General features: G+C 56.4%; 12 protein-coding genes. 3 read left to right on the forward strand and 9 right to left on the reverse strand.

Annotation, left to right across the window (positions count from 1 at the left end; genetic code table 11):
- Positions 1–44 precede the first annotated feature (44 nt).
- The 6 genes from ACFK9X_RS17355 to ACFK9X_RS17380 all read right to left on the reverse strand — a co-directional run bounded on the left by ACFK9X_RS17355 (position 45) and on the right by ACFK9X_RS17380 (position 12126).
- A complete protein-coding gene (locus ACFK9X_RS17355; RefSeq protein WP_151117144.1) occupies positions 45–908 on the reverse strand; it encodes a 4Fe-4S binding protein in 864 nt (287 codons plus the stop codon).
- The gene (locus tag ACFK9X_RS17360) at positions 908–1717 is read right to left on the reverse strand and encodes a dimethyl sulfoxide reductase anchor subunit family protein (RefSeq protein WP_151117146.1); all 810 of its coding nucleotides are present in this window, start codon (positions 1715–1717) and stop codon (positions 908–910) included. Before ACFK9X_RS17360 ends, ACFK9X_RS17355 begins: the two co-directional genes overlap by 1 nt.
- Positions 1710–2339 carry a DMSO/selenate family reductase complex B subunit gene (locus ACFK9X_RS17365; RefSeq protein ID WP_023200121.1) on the reverse strand — a complete coding sequence of 210 codons (630 nt, stop codon included), beginning with the start codon at positions 2337–2339 and terminating at the stop codon, positions 1710–1712. The genes ACFK9X_RS17360 and ACFK9X_RS17365 overlap by 8 nt, the downstream gene beginning before the upstream one ends.
- Positions 2336–4714, reverse strand: a complete 2379-nt coding sequence (locus tag ACFK9X_RS17370) for a DMSO/selenate family reductase complex A subunit (RefSeq protein WP_318527139.1) — start codon at positions 4712–4714, stop codon at positions 2336–2338. Before ACFK9X_RS17370 ends, ACFK9X_RS17365 begins: the two co-directional genes overlap by 4 nt.
- Before the next feature lie 155 nt (positions 4715–4869).
- Positions 4870–7185: a peptidoglycan glycosyltransferase PbpC gene (gene pbpC, locus ACFK9X_RS17375; RefSeq protein WP_151117150.1), complete on the reverse strand. Its 2316-nt coding sequence runs from the start codon at positions 7183–7185 to the stop codon at positions 4870–4872.
- Positions 7186–12126, reverse strand: a complete 4941-nt coding sequence (locus tag ACFK9X_RS17380) for an alpha-2-macroglobulin (protein ID WP_151117152.1) — start codon at positions 12124–12126, stop codon at positions 7186–7188.
- Positions 12127–12334: 208 nt separating this feature from the next.
- On the opposite strand from ACFK9X_RS17380, the gene sseA reads away from it, so the two are divergent.
- A complete protein-coding gene (gene sseA / locus ACFK9X_RS17385; RefSeq protein ID WP_151117154.1) occupies positions 12335–13177 on the forward strand; it encodes a 3-mercaptopyruvate sulfurtransferase in 843 nt (280 codons plus the stop codon).
- On the opposite strand, the gene ACFK9X_RS17390 is transcribed toward sseA, so the two are convergent.
- A complete protein-coding gene (locus ACFK9X_RS17390) occupies positions 13157–13381 on the reverse strand; it encodes a hypothetical protein (protein WP_161126848.1) in 225 nt (74 codons plus the stop codon). The genes sseA and ACFK9X_RS17390 overlap by 21 nt on opposite strands.
- Positions 13382–13422: 41 nt before the next feature.
- Between ACFK9X_RS17390 and ACFK9X_RS17395 the strand changes: the two genes are divergently transcribed.
- Both ACFK9X_RS17395 and timP read left to right on the forward strand, forming a co-directional pair.
- On the forward strand, positions 13423–14091 hold the full coding sequence (locus ACFK9X_RS17395; RefSeq protein ID WP_151117156.1) for a DUF5066 family protein: 669 nt from the start codon (positions 13423–13425) through the stop codon (positions 14089–14091).
- A gap of 415 nt (positions 14092–14506) precedes the next feature.
- The gene (gene timP, locus ACFK9X_RS17400; protein ID WP_242617172.1) at positions 14507–14623 is read left to right on the forward strand and encodes a small toxic inner membrane protein TimP; all 117 of its coding nucleotides are present in this window, start codon (positions 14507–14509) and stop codon (positions 14621–14623) included.
- A 51-nt stretch (positions 14624–14674) separates the two neighbouring features.
- On the opposite strand, the gene sseB is transcribed toward timP, so the two are convergent.
- On the reverse strand, positions 14675–15436 hold the full coding sequence (gene sseB, locus ACFK9X_RS17405) for an enhanced serine sensitivity protein SseB (RefSeq protein WP_161126847.1): 762 nt from the start codon (positions 15434–15436) through the stop codon (positions 14675–14677).
- A gap of 109 nt (positions 15437–15545) precedes the next feature.
- Entirely contained in the window at positions 15546–16829 is a 1284-nt protein-coding gene (gene pepB, locus ACFK9X_RS17410) for an aminopeptidase PepB (RefSeq protein ID WP_151117159.1), read from the reverse strand.
- Between the last annotated feature and the right edge of the window lie 6 nt (positions 16830–16835).

The raw sequence follows: 16835 nt of genomic DNA on the forward strand, positions 1-16835 counted from the left end.
CAGGTAACATTTTTTTAAAATAAAATGAGCATTAGCAACAAAAGTTAAAGGCGCACAGCAAACTCAGGGGACTGACACAGCACGCAGTGCGTGTGTTCAGGCGTGAGAGCATGAAAAGTACGTTTGCAGCTTTCGCAGGTGAGCGTATACGCCGCACTATGCCGCGTTGAGGCGGGTTCCACGTCAAACCGCAGCCGCAGCGCCTGATGCGGACATACCGCCGCACAGCCGCCGCATCCCGTACAACGCGCCGCCACTATCGTCAGGGTATTGTCGTCAAACTGGATAACGTTCTCCGGGCAGCTTCGCCAGCAGGCGCCGCACATCCTGCACTCTTGCGGACTGATTTCGGGTACGCATTCGCTGAACGCGGAAAACGCCTGTCTGAGACTCCGTTTCCCCGGCTCGACGGCGCACGGGGTAATGGCGTCGCGCGGAACATGAAACAGAGTGCGCCGCGAGGCGTTAATCTCCGCGCCGACAACGTGTTTGAAAGACCAGCCCGGCTCGCCGTAGCGGCGCAGCGCTAAATTTAGCCCCGCCAGCGCCATCAGCCACTGCGCCGATCGCTCCACCGCAATATCAATAAAGCGAATACCGTACTGGCTGTGCCAGAGAAGCAGTTCATCGACCGTTGGCGCCTGTAGCGAAAACGGCCCCACCAACGTATCCCCCTGCACAAAGCGTTTAACCGGTTTGATACCGGTAATGGCGTCAACAGGACAGACAAACAGACAGTCGCCACAGGCTATGCAGCGCGTCGTATCTATGCTGACCTGCCCCTGCGCCAGCGAAAACGCCTGCGCCGGACAAACATTGGCGCAAGCGCGGCAGGAAGAAAAACGAAAGCGACGACGGACGCAAGCCTGCGTCACGTCTACCGCCGGATCGATCGTCAGGTTAACCATCAGCCAATACTAAAGAAGACGTAGCGCAGCATAATCTCGCCGATAAGCAGCAATACGCTGCCCGCCACCAGCGTCCCTCTGGCGTTTCGCAGACCGCCTGCGGCAAAGCAGAGCATTCCCGCCGCTGAGACACACCAGCCGAGAAGATAGACGTCACGCAACTGCGCCAGCGCCTGTAGCGGATGATGCGGGAAAGTGACGACCGTCGTATCCACCGCATTAATATCCGCCAGCCATAGCGGCTGCATGATCAGGCGAATCAGCACCATCAGTGCGACCACCACCACAGCGCAGCGCATTGCGGCGCCAGCGTTGCGCAGATAAGCCAGCGCAATGACTACCGAGCCGATAATGCCTGACGTGCCAAAGAACAGCGCCAGCGTGTTGCTATGCTGCCAGGTCGCCACCGAGGCATGGATATAAACTTGGGCCATGCAGAATACATCCACCAGCCCGAACGCTGCCGCCAGCGCCAGCAGCGGCTGCCAGCCTGGCTTTCGGAAAAACAGCAGCACAACCCCCAGTCCCAGCGCCGCCAGATAAAGGCTGGCAAAGACGATTTCGCGACTCAGCCACGAACTGGCGACATGACGTAACGCGTTTAGCGCATTCAGGGGATAGCCCATGTGCAGCGCTGAAGCAAGCAGCCCCACGCAGGCCAGTACAAACGCCCCCGCCATCGCGGGAAGCGCGCCGCGTGCAGGCACGCGTCCCCCTACGACGTACTGGCGGCCCAACGCCAGCCACAGAGTCACGCCCACGGACCCTTGCAAACAGAGCGTAAAAATCAGCAGCGGTAACTCATGCATGGCGTTTACCCTCTTTTTCTGCGCCCTGATGCGCTTTGACAACCAGATTAGGTTTGGTTATGGATGAATCTGGCAGCCCGTTAACGTCGCATACGCTACCGTACTTCGCGCGCAGTTCATCAATCGGACCAAACTTGATGGCCTCCAGCGGACAGGTCGCAACACAGACGGGCAGTTCACCTTTCGCCAGTAAATCAACGCACATGTCGCACTTGGACATTTGGCCGCTCTGCTCGTTAAGCTGCGGCGCGCCATAAGGGCAGGACCAGGCGCAATAGCCACAGCCGACGCATTTGTCGGTATCAACGCGCACGATGCCGTCGCCCGGGCGTTTATGCATAGCGGTAGTCGGGCAATTTTTGGTGCAGACAGGGTCCGCACAGTGATTGCAGGAAATAGAAAGCGTATAAGCAAATACGTTATTGCTGACCCCGCCCTGCCCGGTCGGGATGAAACTTCCGCCCTTGACTTCATAGACGCGGCGGAAACGACGGCCTACTTCCAGATTGTTTTTGTCTTTGCAGGCCACCTGGCAGGCTTTACAACCGGAGCAGCGTGAGGAGTCGATGAAAAATCCCAGTTGTTTATCGCTCACCGGCGGGTAATGTGTAAACTGACTCATGCTTTAGCCACCTCCACCAGCATGGTTTGATGTGAATTTCCTTTCGCCAGCGCGGTAATACGGGCCGAGCTGAGGACGTTCGCACAGCCGCCTTTATCAATACCGTTCTCATCCGGCTGCCACCAGGCGCCGGCCTGCATCGCGACAACGCCAGGAATAATGCGCGGCGTCACTTCCGCCGGGATTTCGCAAATCCCGCGTGAGTTATGAATACGCACCATGTCGCCATGCGCAATGCCGCGCGTTTGCGCATCCTGCGGGTTGATCCACAATGTCTGCTGCTGCACTTCAATCAGCCACGGGTTAGCGTATTGCGTTGAGTTGGCGCGGTTTTTTCCTTTCCACGTAATTAACTGGAGCGGAAAATCTTTCGCCAGCGCATCCTCCGGGCCTTCATGCGCGGGAACGTAGTGCGATAACGCCGGGATTTCCGGATGCTGCATGTCGTACAGGCGCTTCGAGAAGATCTCTATTTTCCCTGACGGCGTCGGGAACGGATGATTTTCCGGATCGCGAATATTGTCTTCAAAGGCGATAAATGGCGCGCTTTTGAACAGATGCTGACGGGTCTTTTGCAGCGTGGCGAAATCCGGCAGATTTTCGTCCGGCATCGCCAGGCGCGTCTGTTCCCAGATGTGTTCAATCCACGCTTTCTCATCGCGCCCCTGGCTAAATTCATTCTCAATGCCTAATTTCGCCGCCACCTCACGTAGCCAGTCGTAGTCGGAGCGCCGCTCAAATTCAGGCTCGATCAGTTTTTCAGAGAGTATCAGGTAGCTTGCCGTGCCCCAGGTTTCACCGATGTTCCAGCGTTCCATAAAGCTGGTTTCCGGCAGCAGTAGATCAGCGTATTTCGCGCTCGGCGTCATAAACAGATCGCTGGCGACAATAAACTGGATCTTTGATTCATCCTCCAGTACGCGTACCGCCTGGTGCAGATCGGGGTTCTGATTCGCCAGATAGTTCCCGGCCAGCGAGAACAGAATACGGATGTTACTGTCCAGCTTATCGGCATCTTTCAGCCCCATATCCGGCGTCACTTTGCTGGCGTCGTCTGCGGCCTGCACCCAGTTCATCACCGAAATTTTGGCTTTTACCGGGTTATCCGGCATCTCCGGACCCGCGGCAAATTTACGGTTAGCGCAGCCGCCGTAACCCGCAGCCCAACCGCCTTTGATGCCGACATTACCGGTAATGGTCGCCAGTAGAGTCGAGCCGCGCGCGGTGCGCTCGCCGCAGTTGTGGCGCTGTGGTCCCCACCCCTGAATCAACGCGGCGGGTTTGGTATTCGCGTAATCACGCGCTAACTGGCGTATGGTTTGCGCCGGCACATGGGTGATCTTTTCCGCCCACTCGGGGGACTTAACGACACCGTCTTTGGCGCCGGTCAGATACGCCACCAGCGATTCGTTAGCCGGTACGCCTTCCGGCATTGAGTCTTCGTCAAAACCGATAGCGTAGCGCGCAATAAATGCGCGATCGTGCAGATTCTCGCTGATGATGACGTACATCATCGCGTCCATCAGCGCATTGTCGGTGGTGGGCAGCAGCGGGATCCACTGATCCGCCAGCGACGAAACGGTGTCGGAATAGCGCGGATCGACCACAATAAACCGCGTACCGTTCTGCTTCATCTTCTGCAGGAAATAGTTGGTATGACCAAAAATGGTCTCCGTCGGGTTATGGCCCCACAGAATCACCAGTTTGGTCTCCAAAAGCGTATCCAGCGAACTGCCGCTGGCGGCAATGCCGTAAGTATAAGGCGTCGCGGCCGCCGTATTGCCCATACTCACAGAATGGTAGCTTTCGAGATAGCCGCCGGTCAGATTCAGCAGGCGACGCGCCATTTTATCGCCGGAAAAGGTGCCGCCGGAAACGGCGGTGCCAACATGAACATAGCGCGAAGCCGGGCCATATTTTTCAGTAATCGATTTTAAATTATCGGCGATTAAGGTTGTCGCTTCATCCCAGGAAATTCGCTCGAATTTTCCTTCACCGCATTTTCCTACGCGCTTCATGGGATATTTAAGTCTGTCAGGATGATAAACAAATTTACGGTATGCGCGTCCACGAACACAGGCACGCATCATCGGCATTTGCGCATCCAGCGCATTATCCGGTCGCGTTGAAATTCGCGTCACGATACCGTCACTAATATGCGCCCGAATATCGCATTTGCCCCCGCAGTCAAAAGTGCTGCATGTCTGAACGACTTTTTCCGCAGGCCTGTTTTCAGTTGCCGTCACAGCGCGCGCCTGAGCGGTAGCTGGCGAGGAGACAAACGGTAACGCAATAAGCGCGGAGCTGGCCTGGATAAAGTGGCGGCGAGAAATAGCGGGCTGTTCGCCATTTCCCTGGCTTTTTATATTTTTCATGATCCGACTCGTCAAATAAAAACCCATTCTCACGTTTTTATGCGCTGGTTCTCTTGATATTTATCAAGCTCCCTCATTAAGGGTAATTCCGGAAAAATTAATAATTCTCATTAACTTTAAATTAAATGAAATTCATAATTTATTCTGAAGAGTTGTTAACGTATTAATTCAAAATTAACCGCTGCAACCTGACCGGACTCATCCATTACGACAAGTTGATAACGTCCAGCGATATTGAGTAATAAAGAAAGGCGATTATTTTCGCCATTAACAGGTTCGCCATTTAAAAACCACCAGCGACGCCCTTTACCGCCGGTAGTCGAGACGGGCAGCGTAACGTTTTCCTGGCCTGGCAATTGCCTGATCACCGCGCCATCCCTCACTCCTGACAGCATTAACGGCGCGGCATCACTGCCCTTTAGCGGCGGACAGTGGTCGGACGCCGCGGGCAAGCGGGCGCTACGTCTTTCCGCAGGCGGCAGCCACGGCTCCAGCGGCCGCGGCCAGACGATAAACGTATGCGCACGCGCCAGCGGACAGTCGGCAGCGACACGCCGCCCCGTATCATCCAGCCAGACCGGGAAACGAATACCGTTGATGTCTTCCTGCTCAGGTAACAGCAGCGTGGGCGGCTGGCTGTCATCGAGAAGCCATGTCGCCAGGCGGCGGCGACAGTTGCTGTCTCCGGCAGGCAGAGTCTGTCCGCCCGGCCAGCAAATGACGCCGCGGCTTACCGCCTGCGGACGCGGATCTTCCGGCAGGCGTCCCGTATGCGCCAGTAACAGATTATTGACCTGATTAAGCAATGGCACCGCGCTGGCAAAACCAAATTGCCCCACCACAGGCGTGCCGTCGGGTCTGCCTGTCCAGATGCCGATGATATAGCGCGCGTTAACGCCAATAGCCCACGCATCGCGATAGCCGTAGCTGGTGCCGGTTTTCCATGCCAACGGCACAATGCGCGGCAGCGCATTATCCGGTAAGGGTTGCGCTTCATCCGCCATAATCCGCCGAATGATCCACGCCGCTCCCGGCGACATTAATGGTCTTTCCGACAGCGGATCGTCCGGCTGTAACCGTAGTTTCGCCGCTTTCCCATGACGAGCGAACGCGCTGTATGCCGCCGCCATCTCGTCAAGCCGCGCGCCCGCGCCGCCCAGAATCAGCGAAAGATTGGGCGCCGCGCCAGCAGGCAAATATAGCGGCAGGCCGACGTTACGCAGTTTTGCCGCAAATCGTTTCGGCCCATAGGCTTCAAGCACCTGAACGGCTGGCAGATTCAGCGAGCGTACCAGCGCGTCGCTTATGCTGACCGGGCCGTGAAATCCGCTGTCGAAGTTTCCCGGGCGGTAATCTCCGGTGCGGCGCGGAACGTCCTGTAATAATGATGCGGGATGGATCAAGCCGTCATCCAGCGCCAGACCGTACACAAAGGGTTTGAGTACCGATCCCGGCGATCGGATCGCCGTTACCATGTCGACATGACCAAAACGGCTGTCGTCATTAAGGTCTACCGATCCTACCCAGCCGCGCACGCTCATATCGGTATGATCGACAACGATCATCGCCAACGAACTGCGTGCAGGCAGCCGCCCTTTCCATGCCCGCGCCAGATCTTCCAGTTGCCGCTGCAATCCGGCGTCCAGCGTGGTCACAATTTTGTCGTTCTGGCTTTTACTCAACATCATTCGGGCAAAAAGCGGCGCCAGTTGCGGCATTTGGCGCGGCGCCAGCCAGACCGGTTCTTCACGTGACTCACGTACCGTTTCGGCAGGCCAGACGCCCTGCGCCGCCATCCGATCCAGTACTTTATTTCGTGCCGCTTCGGCTCTCGCAGGCCAGCGGTCGGGGCGTAGCCGGCTCGGCGCCTGCGGCAATACGGCCAGCAGCGCCGCGTCAGCGTAGCTCAGGCGCGCGGGCGGCTTGCCGAAGTAGGCCCAGCTTGCAGCGCCAATACCCTGTAGCGTGCCGCCGAACGGCGCGCGGTTCAGGTACAGCGTCAGGATATCGCGCTTGGACAAATGCCATTCAAGCTGGAGGGCGCGCCAAAGCTGGCGGATTTTACCGCCGAACGTGCGCGAATGCGGGTCCAGCAGTCTCGCCACCTGCATAGTCAGCGTACTGCCGCCGGAAATAACGCGCCCGGCGGTAAGATCCTGCCATGCCGCGCGCGCGACGGAGAAAGGGTTAACGCCAGGGTGCCGCCAGAACCAGCGATCTTCGTAATTGATTAGGGCCTCCAGGTAGCGGGGAGAGACCTCTTCAATCGTCACCGGATAACGCCAGATCCCCCCGGCGTCGGCAAAGCGCCACAGCGGCGTACCGTCATGGGCGACCACGACCCGCGCAGGATGGACCTCATTGAGCGGCAGCGGCCAGAGTTTATCCGCTGCCCATAACGCCAGGAAAATAAAAAGCGGCGCGCCCGCCAGCCACAGCCAGCGGCCACGTTTACCACGCCAACCGTTCATTTAAGGCGTCACAATCAGCAGCCCCTCGCTCGCGCCGGTTGCCCGCCACTGAGGCGCGTACATCGATTCCACCTGCGGTTGCGCAAGCTGGTACGTCCCCGGCGTTACCGCGCGCGCCAGGTAGACCAGCGTCACGGGCTGGCCCTCATTGACAACGACGGCAGCCACAAACCGATCGTCGCGGAATTCCATATACTGAATATCCGCCTGCTGCATCTGATTAAGCAGATTTTGCACTTCGCTACCGCTCTCCGGCAGGCTGGCGCTGCTGTCAGCCAGATTCTGGTTTTCCAGCTCCAGCCCGGCCGGGAGCAGGTCCACCACCAGCGCATCCGGCACATTGCGATCGGCCACTACCGTTAACCAGACCAGCACCAGTTCGCCGCTACGCAACGAGGACAGCGATTTGCGCTGACCATCGGTCCCCAGTATTTGTCGTTCAATCTGCAAAACGTTGCTGGCAGGCTCAGGCGCAGATGAGGGATAGCCGCTGCTATCCAGACGCAGCCATAGCGGCTGGCTACCGGTGTTCGTCACCTCAAGGGCGCCCAACTGGTCAGCATCCAGATTACGGGTCAGCGCCTTGTCGCCCGACAGCGGCTGCGCCTCTAACGAGGTCTGCGCCTGCCAGGCGCCCGCGCTGGCCTGTCGCGAATGCGCGGCGAGGAACAAGGCATTGTTCTCCTGGGTAGAGAGCCAGCGCTGACCGAAGGCCTGCTCAGAAAGCGAGCTTAATAGCGCGTTTTGCGCGTCCGGTCTGAGGTTGTTCTCTTCCAGTAACGACAACATCAGAGCGTTATCGCGCAGAGAACTGCCGTAATCCGCTATCCATTGCCGTTCGTCCTGACGCGGCGTATTCAGAGCCAGCGTAATGGCCTCTTCGCCGCGTCTGGCATCACCCATCGTGTTTAACGCGATGCCCAATTGCATCAGCGGCAGTCCTGAAGCCGCCTGACTACGGCGCTCCCAGATTTCGCGCAGCGCGCCGAGCGGCGCTTTCTGCTGGCGCGCCAGTACCAGCGCGGCGTAAGCCTGAGCGGCAAAAGTACTGGCCTGAGTATTATCGCTATAACGAATCAGCATCGTGCCGGGATCCTGCAGATAGCGCAGCAGTCGCTCATTGCCCCGGTTAATGGCTTCCGGCGGGACGCTATATCCCTGCTCGCCCGCGCGAATGAGGAAATCCATCGCGTAGGCCGTTAGCCAGGGCTCTTCCGCCCCATTTTCATCCCATAGCGCAAAACCGCCGTTATCACGCTGCATCTGTAGTATCCGGGAGATGCCGATATCCACCGCGGCGCGCCGTTTTTCATCGCTATCGCCGGTAATACCGAGCGACTGCAATTGAGCGGCATTGGTATACAGCGCCGGGAATAACCCACTGGTGGTTTGTTCCAGGCACCCGTACGGATATGCTTTCAGCTCGCGAATGTAGCGCGCCAGATTGAGCGGCGGTTTTCCGCTTAACAGCAGTTGTCCCTGTAACGTGGCTGGCGAGACGTTTGCCAGATGCTGCTCTGGTACATGCCAGCTCTCTCCCGGCGCCAGCGCAATGCCGCTATTTACCGTTTGGGCAGGCCAGGCCGGACGCACGCCGATTTGCCACTGCTTATGCTGCGCGCCGAGGGTTTCTCCCGGCAGATTCAGACCGCTAATGGTCGCCTGGATTTCGCCTTCGCCAAAACCTTCCAGCGCGCGTACCGGAACGAATAAGGTGGCGCGCACGCCCGGCGCCAGGTTGACCGGTTGCGGCTGCTGGCTAAGCAGTTCCAGTAACCCACTGGCGGCGAGCGCAATATTCAGCGTCTGCGGGCGGTCGGTCAGATTGGTGACGTCCAGCACCAGTCGCGAAACATCCCCTCCCGCCAGAAAACGCGGCATATTCAGCTCGGCAATCACTGGCGCGGCGACAACGACTTTGCTTTCGCCGCGACCAAAATCGTCCGCTGTCCATGCCTGCGCCATAACCCGCAGTTCGCCGTTAAAGTCGCCAATCGGCAGCGTTACGACCCCTTCGCCCTGCTCATTGAGCGTGATCGGCTGCGCCTGCTGCGCGATGATATTGACATGGTTTACCGGCGGTTTTCCGCCGCGCTTAAGGTCGTCGCCATCGCCGCCAAAACGCAACGCCGCCAGCCGCCCCTGCCCTTCAATGACCTGGCCGTAAATATCGTAGATATCCGCACCGTAGCGTTTTTGACCGAAGAACGCCTGCCACGGGTCCGGCGTCGCGTAATCGGTGATGTTCAATACGCCGCTATCGACCGCGGAGACCAGCACGTTGATCTGTTTTGGCATTTCGCCGTGTTTAACGCTGGCTTTAACCCTGACGGTGAGCGGCTGATTCGGGCGCATTTTAGCCGGGCTTTCCAGCGCCAGATCGAGGCGGCGGTTGTCATCCCCCAGCGGTAGATGTAGTAACCCCACGGCGCGTTTTGGCGTCGCGGAACGAGATTTATCGCCGGGACGCACCACCAGCGTACTGAGATAGAGATCGTGGCGATTCCAGGTTTTATCCACCGGAATCGTGAGCTCCAGCCCCTGCGCCGGCACGTCGATCGCCTGCCACCACAGCGGACCATCGCTGGACTCCACCATCGCATAACCTTTACCGGCGACCGGCGCGGCGATATGCAATTTCATGGTATCGCCTGGACGATAATTCGCTTTATCCAGTTTGAGGGTGACGCGATCCGGACGCGCCGCGCCGCTACCGTCGCTGTTATCCTGCCAGCTATAGCCGGCCCAGAAACGAACGCTGCTGACCGTCTCATTCGGCGCTTTGACCTCCAGACGGTACGCGCCCCATTCCACCGGGAAGCTGACTTTTCCGGTTTCATCCGCGTTCAGATCCAGCGTCTGCTCGCCCTCCACCAGATCTTTTTGATCAAACTGCGACTGCCAGCCTTCGCTTTCCGACCAGTTCCAGTAATAGTCGCGACGCTCGCGGATGAGCCGCACCTGTAAACCGGACACCGCTTTTTTCTCGCCCTGCGCGTTGGCGTAAACAATATCGAATGCGGCGTTGCTGTCTTCGTCGACAATCGGTTGATTAACGGTGGTATCCGTACGGTAGTCGTATACCGCTTTGGCGGCGAACTGTGGACGAATTCCCGGTAACGTATCGGCAGGCCAAATCGCCTGCTCTACGCGACGAGTGACCGGACGACCGCCAGACTCCAGCAGGCTGGCCTGTAGAATTACCTGCAGCGGCGAATGCGCTTCTTGCCACTGGCTGGCAGCACTCACTTCACCACGTCCGCCTTTATCCAACGTCAGTTGAACTTCGTCCAGGCTGCGCGAAAGATTCTCTTCGGCAATATTGCCGAACTGGAAGCCAGGCAACGCCGCGACAGCGTCGCGCAGCGGACGCAGGAAAAGTTGCCCTTGCAGGGTATTGCCGTTAGCAGGCGCGCCATACAAGTAATAGCCGACAACGGAGAATTTCACCTCATCCGCAGGCGCCAGCGGTGTTTTTTGCGCCGTCAGGTTGAGCGCCATCCGCTCCGGCATAAAGTCTTCCACGTGGAAATCCCAACTCCGCAGCAAATTATCGCCGGTGTTGGCGCGGACATGCCACAAGCCGGTCGGCGCGTTGATATCCAGCGGATAATTCAAACGGTATAGCCCGTTTTCCGGCTGGCTGACGACGGTACGCATCACCTGTCCGTCTGGTTTTACCACTTCCAGCTTAACGGGTTGATCGGGCAGCGTTTTACCGTCGCTATCGCGCAGTAATCCGTTGAGGATAACCGTTTCGCCCGGTCGGTAGAAATCGCGCGGGCCGAACATAAAGAACTGCTTGCTGTAGCCGGGCGCGCCAGCGACATTAAATTCCGACAGATCCAGAGCCGGAAGCGTGAGATCGAGCAGCGTGGTCTGCTCCTCTTTACGCGCCAGTAATAGCGCCGCCGCTTTATCAGCTTCCAGTTGCACATGTCCCTGCGCGTCGCTCGTCGCCTGCGCCAGCGTCTGACCTTTATCATTCAGAAGAACGATCTCAATTCCCGACTGCGCCGCGCCGTTTTCCAGGCTTTGCGTAAAGATATCCAGACGATGACGATTATGGTAACGGTGCGCGGACACGCCGATATCGCTAAGGGTAAACAACGTAGCGGCATTACTATAGTTGTAGTGTCCAGCCTGATTCATTACCGCCACATATACGCCCGCCTGTTGCAGCGGCTTAATATCGCTTAATGGCAACAGCAGTTTCTCACGCGTATTGCGCGCCGGATTAAGATCAAAACGACCGGTATAAACCAGATCCGCCATTTTCAGCAGATTGTCGGACTCCCAGTTAGAGAGAGAACTACGGTACTCCCACTGGCTGACAAATGACGCCAGCGATCCGGGCTTAACGCGGAAAAAGTTCACATCAACGTGGTTGACGTTAAGCGCCATGACCGGCAGTCCTTCCGCGATTTTCCCCGGTAGCAGCGATCCCCGGCTGGCAAAGCCGACGCTGGGCTGGACATCACGCGTGGTAATCGTTTTTTCATAAGACTTGCCGAAGGTGGCGTTATTCAGCGCTTTAACGGCGGGATCAACCGTGACCACCAGCACGCGTTCAGGTTCCAGATGACGTAACCTTAGCTCTTTTAAATTTGGCGCCAGCTCCCATGCGCCGTCAACGCTGCCGCTTTTCTTATCAACCACGTGAACCACACGGGAGAAATCCTGTTCAGGATCTAAAGGAATTGAAAACGTCAGCACCAGCGTCGCCGCGCCGTCAAGCTGCGCTTCGGAGGCGTCTAATAGCGTGAGCGCTTTGCCCTGGCTTTGCTGCGCCAGCTTTTGTAGCTGTGCCGGGTCTTGCGCGGGCGAGGGCTGCGCTACGGCTGGCGCTTCGCTTTTAGTCGTCGGGGCGGTTTTATCGTTGTTATCGCATCCCGCCAGCGCCAGCATGATCATGCAGGCCACCACGCGTAAATGTTTCATCTTTCATCCCTGGCCTTAACGGCCTGTCAGCAACGGTTGATGAGATATTATGCGCGAGAAATTTTATTGTGTAAGTCCGTATTACTGTGATGATGCGAAAATTTTACGCAGAAATGTGGTTTCGCCAGCCAAAACAGCCTCTTCTACTTGTCCCTTTTCGGGAAACGTCCGACAATTTGATCATAATCAGGTAACAATGGAGATGCCCATGACCACCGCCTTTTTTGTCGCCGCCGACTGGCTTGCCGAACATATTGATGATCCGGAAATACAGATTCTTGACGCCCGTATGGCGCCGCCAGGACAGGAACATCGTGATATGGCGGGCGAATATCGCGCCGGACATATTCCGGGCGCGCTGTTTTTTGATATTGAAGCGCTTTCCGATCGCGCATCGCCGCTGCCGCATATGATGCCGCGCCCGGAAGCGTTTGCGATGGCCATGCGTGAACTGGGTGTTCGTCAGGATAAACACCTGGTCATATACGATGAAGGCAATCTGTTCTCCGCTCCGCGGGCATGGTGGATGCTGCGCACGTTCGGTGCCGAGAAAGTGTCCATTCTGGCGGGCGGACTGGCGAGCTGGCAGCGCGACGAATGGCTATTGCGCGAAGGCGAGGAGGCGCATGAAGGAGGCGAGTTTGAGGCGAAATTCACGCCGCAAGCCGTGGTGCGTCTCACCGACGTATTGCTGGCAAGCCATGAAAAAACCGCGCAAATTGTTGACGCGCGTCCGGCGGCGCGTTTTAACGCTCAGGCTGATGAACCGCGTCCGGGGCTGAGGCGCGGACACATTCCTGGCGCGCTAAACGTCCCATGGACGGAACTGGTGTATGAGGGCGAATTAAAGACCACTGACGAACTGAATGAGGTTTTTTTCAGCCACGGCGTGAGTTTCGACAGACCGATTATCGCCAGTTGCGGTTCCGGCGTGACGGCCGCGGTCGTGGTGCTGGCGCTCGCCACGCTGGATGTGCCTGACGTCACGCTTTACGACGGCGCGTGGAGCGAATGGGGCGCGCGTACCGATTTACCGGTTGAACCCGCTTAATATCCGCCATGCCGGATAGCGCTCACGCTTATCCGGCCTACCGTTCAGGCTGATGTAAAACGATCTACAGACATTGTTTTTATTCAGCTCTTTTCTGCTGTCCTGCAAACGGGCATTATTTTCTCTTAATAAAATCCTATTTTTTATCGGTAAATACTTTACGCCGGGTATAAGGAGTATCATCACCGCTGTTTTGGTTTTCACCGGGAAATAACTCCTGTAAATATAATTTTTAAGGATGGAAAATGGATATTTCACTCGCTAATTTAATTGAGTTGGTTAAAAAGGTTAACCGTAATAAGGTACCTACTCCTATGCCTGCCGAGGAAATAAGTCGTCTGCGAGTGCGTAAGTATCGCGATCCGCAAAATACGGAAACCACTGAGTTACCTGAAAGCCTGAAGGCGCTACTGGCCTACGACCGCGATCTACTTAGCAATTATAATATGCCTGTGATTGAAACATTACAAAGATCTATTGATAAAGAGGGAGTAATTCATTCTTACTCCCCTGATGAAGAGGCGTATTACGGCGTTGGCATGGATAGCTCAGGTATTGATATTGAAGATCTGATGCCTGTCTGGAGTAACGATCCCCGTCTTCCGGCATTAATTCGTATCGATCATGTCGGCGATCAGGCCATTTTTATCTATATCACAGAACGGGATGCCAACGGCGAATACCCTATTGCCCGCATGGAACGTAATGAATTCTGGCTGGCGGAGTCTTCCCTGGTGGAATATCTCTATAATATTATTTCGGGCGCTAAAGACATTGGCTTTACCGAAGAGGATTTACATCTTTCGCAATGGAAGGCACAGCAAAAAATGAATGAAAAACGCGATGCCGCTTTACTTGACCTAGAGGATTATCATGAGGCGTTTTGGGCAAAACTGGACGCGCTCGGCGATTAATCGACACGATGTCGGATGGCGCTCACGCTTATCCAGCCTACCGTTCAGGCTGATTTAAAACGAATCTACATAAATTCGGTTTAAGCAGGCCACAAAAAAACCGCTCAATTGAGCGGTTTTTTTGTGCTGGTCCGGTTCGCGGCCTTTCCAGCAGGCTTTGTTGCCATAGCAACGCAGGCACACCGTAGGGGATTAATACTCCCTTTTAAGGGAGCAAATGTCAATATAATTTATCAGGAAACTATTCAACATTTGAGGTATTATCTTTCCCGGCCCTTTCCGCCGTCTCGCAAACGGGCGCTGGCTTCAGGAGAGGATAACCCATGGCCGTAAGCGCAGGCACACCGTAGTGCCTGCTATCACGGCATTATCGCCAGCGGTGCTGCCGTGATGCGGTCTTCGCAAGGACCGCAACATGAAGGTACGATGCTTTTGTGTCGTGCTTCTTGTTTCTGGCACGTTGTGTCTTCACGCAGACAGAAGCTACCCAGGTAATTCTGTTCCCGTAACTCTCAACGTCCAGAGCAGGTAAGCCAGGAGGCCGCCCTGTTGGGCGGCTTTCTTTTCTTCAGATGATGCGGTTCTATTTAAAATCGCGCAGGAACCCGCCCCAGCGGCGCTCGTAGAACGGCGCGATATGCTCAGTGATAAAGTGGCTGATACCCTGCTCGCCCTTCCTCACCTGACAAATATCGATCGGTTCGTCACCCGGTAACGTGTCGGTCGCCACATTGCCCGCTGCGTGAATGATCTCTTCAATATCGCCGTCAGCCTCAATGCCAATCAGCAGATTGGGTTGGGCGTCCGCATGTTCTTTAATCGCGCAGAGAAATGCGCGTTTCACCGGTTTGATGGTTTTAAACAGCGTAGTGAGGGAATCAATCATCTGCGACGGCGGCTCGGCCACTTCGGATAAAATAAGCGACTCGCCGCCTTCCAGCACTTCCTGCGTACTTAACGGACTGCCTTCCTCAGCGAGAAGCAGGCTGATTTCACGCGGCATAAACTCTTTGCCGGTCGGCAATTTAGCGTTGAGGAATAACGTTTCGCCAAGCGTCATTTCAAACAGCGTGCGCGCCGGCATCACCACAAACGCCTGTTCGTCTTCCACGGCCTGCTGCAGCGCCTCCAGAGAAGTAAAGAAGGGAATGACGGTCGTGCCGTCTTCTTTTTCCCAGTGCTGCAAATCCAGAGCGCTGTCTTCCACAATCGCCTCGCCTTCGGCAGCGCTGCCCGGCACCCAGACGGTGGACTCCAGTAAGGTACGGAAAAATGCCGGACGATACGCGGGCTCAGTCGCCGCTTTCTCCAGCAAGATTTCTAATTCATTTTTAGTTTCGGACATAGGAATCACAAATTATGTATATGGGTTGTAGGCCTGATAAGACGCACGGCGTCGCCATCAGGCAAAATGCCGGGTGGCGCTTCGCTTACCCGGCCTACAAAAACACCGTTCAGGCGGTCAGCAGATTCGCGATGGTGCGCACACCCAGACCGGTTGCCCCGGCAGCCCACTGCTCAACCGGCGCTTTGCGATAAGTGGCGGAACAGTCAATGTGCAGCCAGCCTTCGCGGTAATTTTCAACAAAGTGCGACAGAAAACCTGCGGCGGTGCTTGCCCCGGCGGGATAAGCCGCGCTGCCGGTGTTGTTCAGTTCCGCAAAGTTAGACGGCAGCTGGTTACGGTGGAACTCCGCCAGCGGCAGACGCCAGAACGGTTCATTTTCTTGCGCCGCGCTGGTCAACAAGCGCCCCGCCAGCGTATCGTCAAAACTGAATAGCGCATGGTAGTCGTTACCCAGCGCCGTTTTCGCCGCGCCGGTTAACGTCGCCATATCAATGATTAGCTGCGGGTGTTGCGCGCTAGCGTCAATCAGGCCATCCGCCAGCACCAGTCGCCCTTCCGCATCGGTATTCATGACTTCGACATTCTTGCCATTACGGTAGCGAATAATGTCGCCCAGTTTAAACGCATTGCCGCTGATCAGATTATCGGCGCAGCACAGGAACAGTTTTACGCGTTTATTCAGCCCACGGGTAATGGCGAACGCCAGCGCGCCCGTTACTGTCGCCGCGCCGCCCATATCGGGTTTCATTGAGTCCATAAAAGCGCTTTGTTTGATACTGTAGCCGCCGGAGTCAAAGGTGATACCTTTACCGACCAGGCAGGCATAAACCGGCGCATCTTTGTCTCCCGTCGGGTTGTAATCCAGCGCCAGCAGTACCGGTGGACGCTCAGAACCACGGCCTACGGTATGCAGCCCCATATAGTTCTGCTCGCGCAGATCTTCGCCTTTGGTGATACGGTAAGTGACGCTATCGCACGCGACGCTGCACAGCAGATCCACCGCGCGCTGCGCCAGTTGCTCCGGCCCAAGCTCTTCCGCCGGAGCATTAATGGTGTCGCGCACCCAGTCAATAATGGTCAGGCGGTTATCCAGTTCCTGACGTTGGGCATCGTCTAAATCCGGCCACATTACGGTACGGACGCCTTTTGGTCCTTTGTAACCCGCCCAGAATGCCCAACAACGCTCGGTATCCCATCCTTCGCCTGTCAGCGCGACCTGTTTTATTCCCAGGCCGTCGATTTTACGCGCCGCACGCTGGATCAATCCCAGATCGTCTTTACCGTTAAGATGCAAGGTAATACCGTCGTTATTAATACTGTAAGTGGCTTTATCGCCCCAGCGCGCATCGGCAGGCTGCGTGGAAAGCGTAATTTTCATGGCTTCTGTCATTGTTAT

The organism is Salmonella sp. WC3 (assembly GCF_042932255.1).
Lineage (GTDB): Bacteria > Pseudomonadota > Gammaproteobacteria > Enterobacterales > Enterobacteriaceae > Salmonella > Salmonella enterica.

Excerpts from the sequence above, each read along its gene's own strand:
- ACFK9X_RS17355 (WP_151117144.1), bottom strand. The coding sequence starts at position 908 with ATGGTTAACCTGACGATCGATCCGGCGGTAGACGTGACGCAGGCTTGC.
- ACFK9X_RS17360 (WP_151117146.1), bottom strand. The coding sequence starts at position 1,717 with ATGCATGAGTTACCGCTGCTGATTTTTACGCTCTGTTTGCAAGGGTCC.
- ACFK9X_RS17365 (WP_023200121.1), bottom strand. The coding sequence starts at position 2,339 with ATGAGTCAGTTTACACATTACCCGCCGGTGAGCGATAAACAACTGGGA.
- ACFK9X_RS17370 (WP_318527139.1), bottom strand. The coding sequence starts at position 4,714 with ATGAAAAATATAAAAAGCCAGGGAAATGGCGAACAGCCCGCTATTTCT.
- pbpC (WP_151117150.1), bottom strand. The coding sequence starts at position 7,185 with ATGAACGGTTGGCGTGGTAAACGTGGCCGCTGGCTGTGGCTGGCGGGC.
- ACFK9X_RS17380 (WP_151117152.1), bottom strand. The coding sequence starts at position 12,126 with ATGAAACATTTACGCGTGGTGGCCTGCATGATCATGCTGGCGCTGGCG.
- sseA (WP_151117154.1), top strand. The coding sequence starts at position 12,335 with ATGACCACCGCCTTTTTTGTCGCCGCCGACTGGCTTGCCGAACATATT.
- ACFK9X_RS17395 (WP_151117156.1), top strand. The coding sequence starts at position 13,423 with ATGGATATTTCACTCGCTAATTTAATTGAGTTGGTTAAAAAGGTTAAC.
- timP (WP_242617172.1), top strand. The coding sequence starts at position 14,507 with ATGAAGGTACGATGCTTTTGTGTCGTGCTTCTTGTTTCTGGCACGTTG.
- sseB (WP_161126847.1), bottom strand. The coding sequence starts at position 15,436 with ATGTCCGAAACTAAAAATGAATTAGAAATCTTGCTGGAGAAAGCGGCG.
- pepB (WP_151117159.1), bottom strand. The coding sequence starts at position 16,829 with ATGACAGAAGCCATGAAAATTACGCTTTCCACGCAGCCTGCCGATGCG.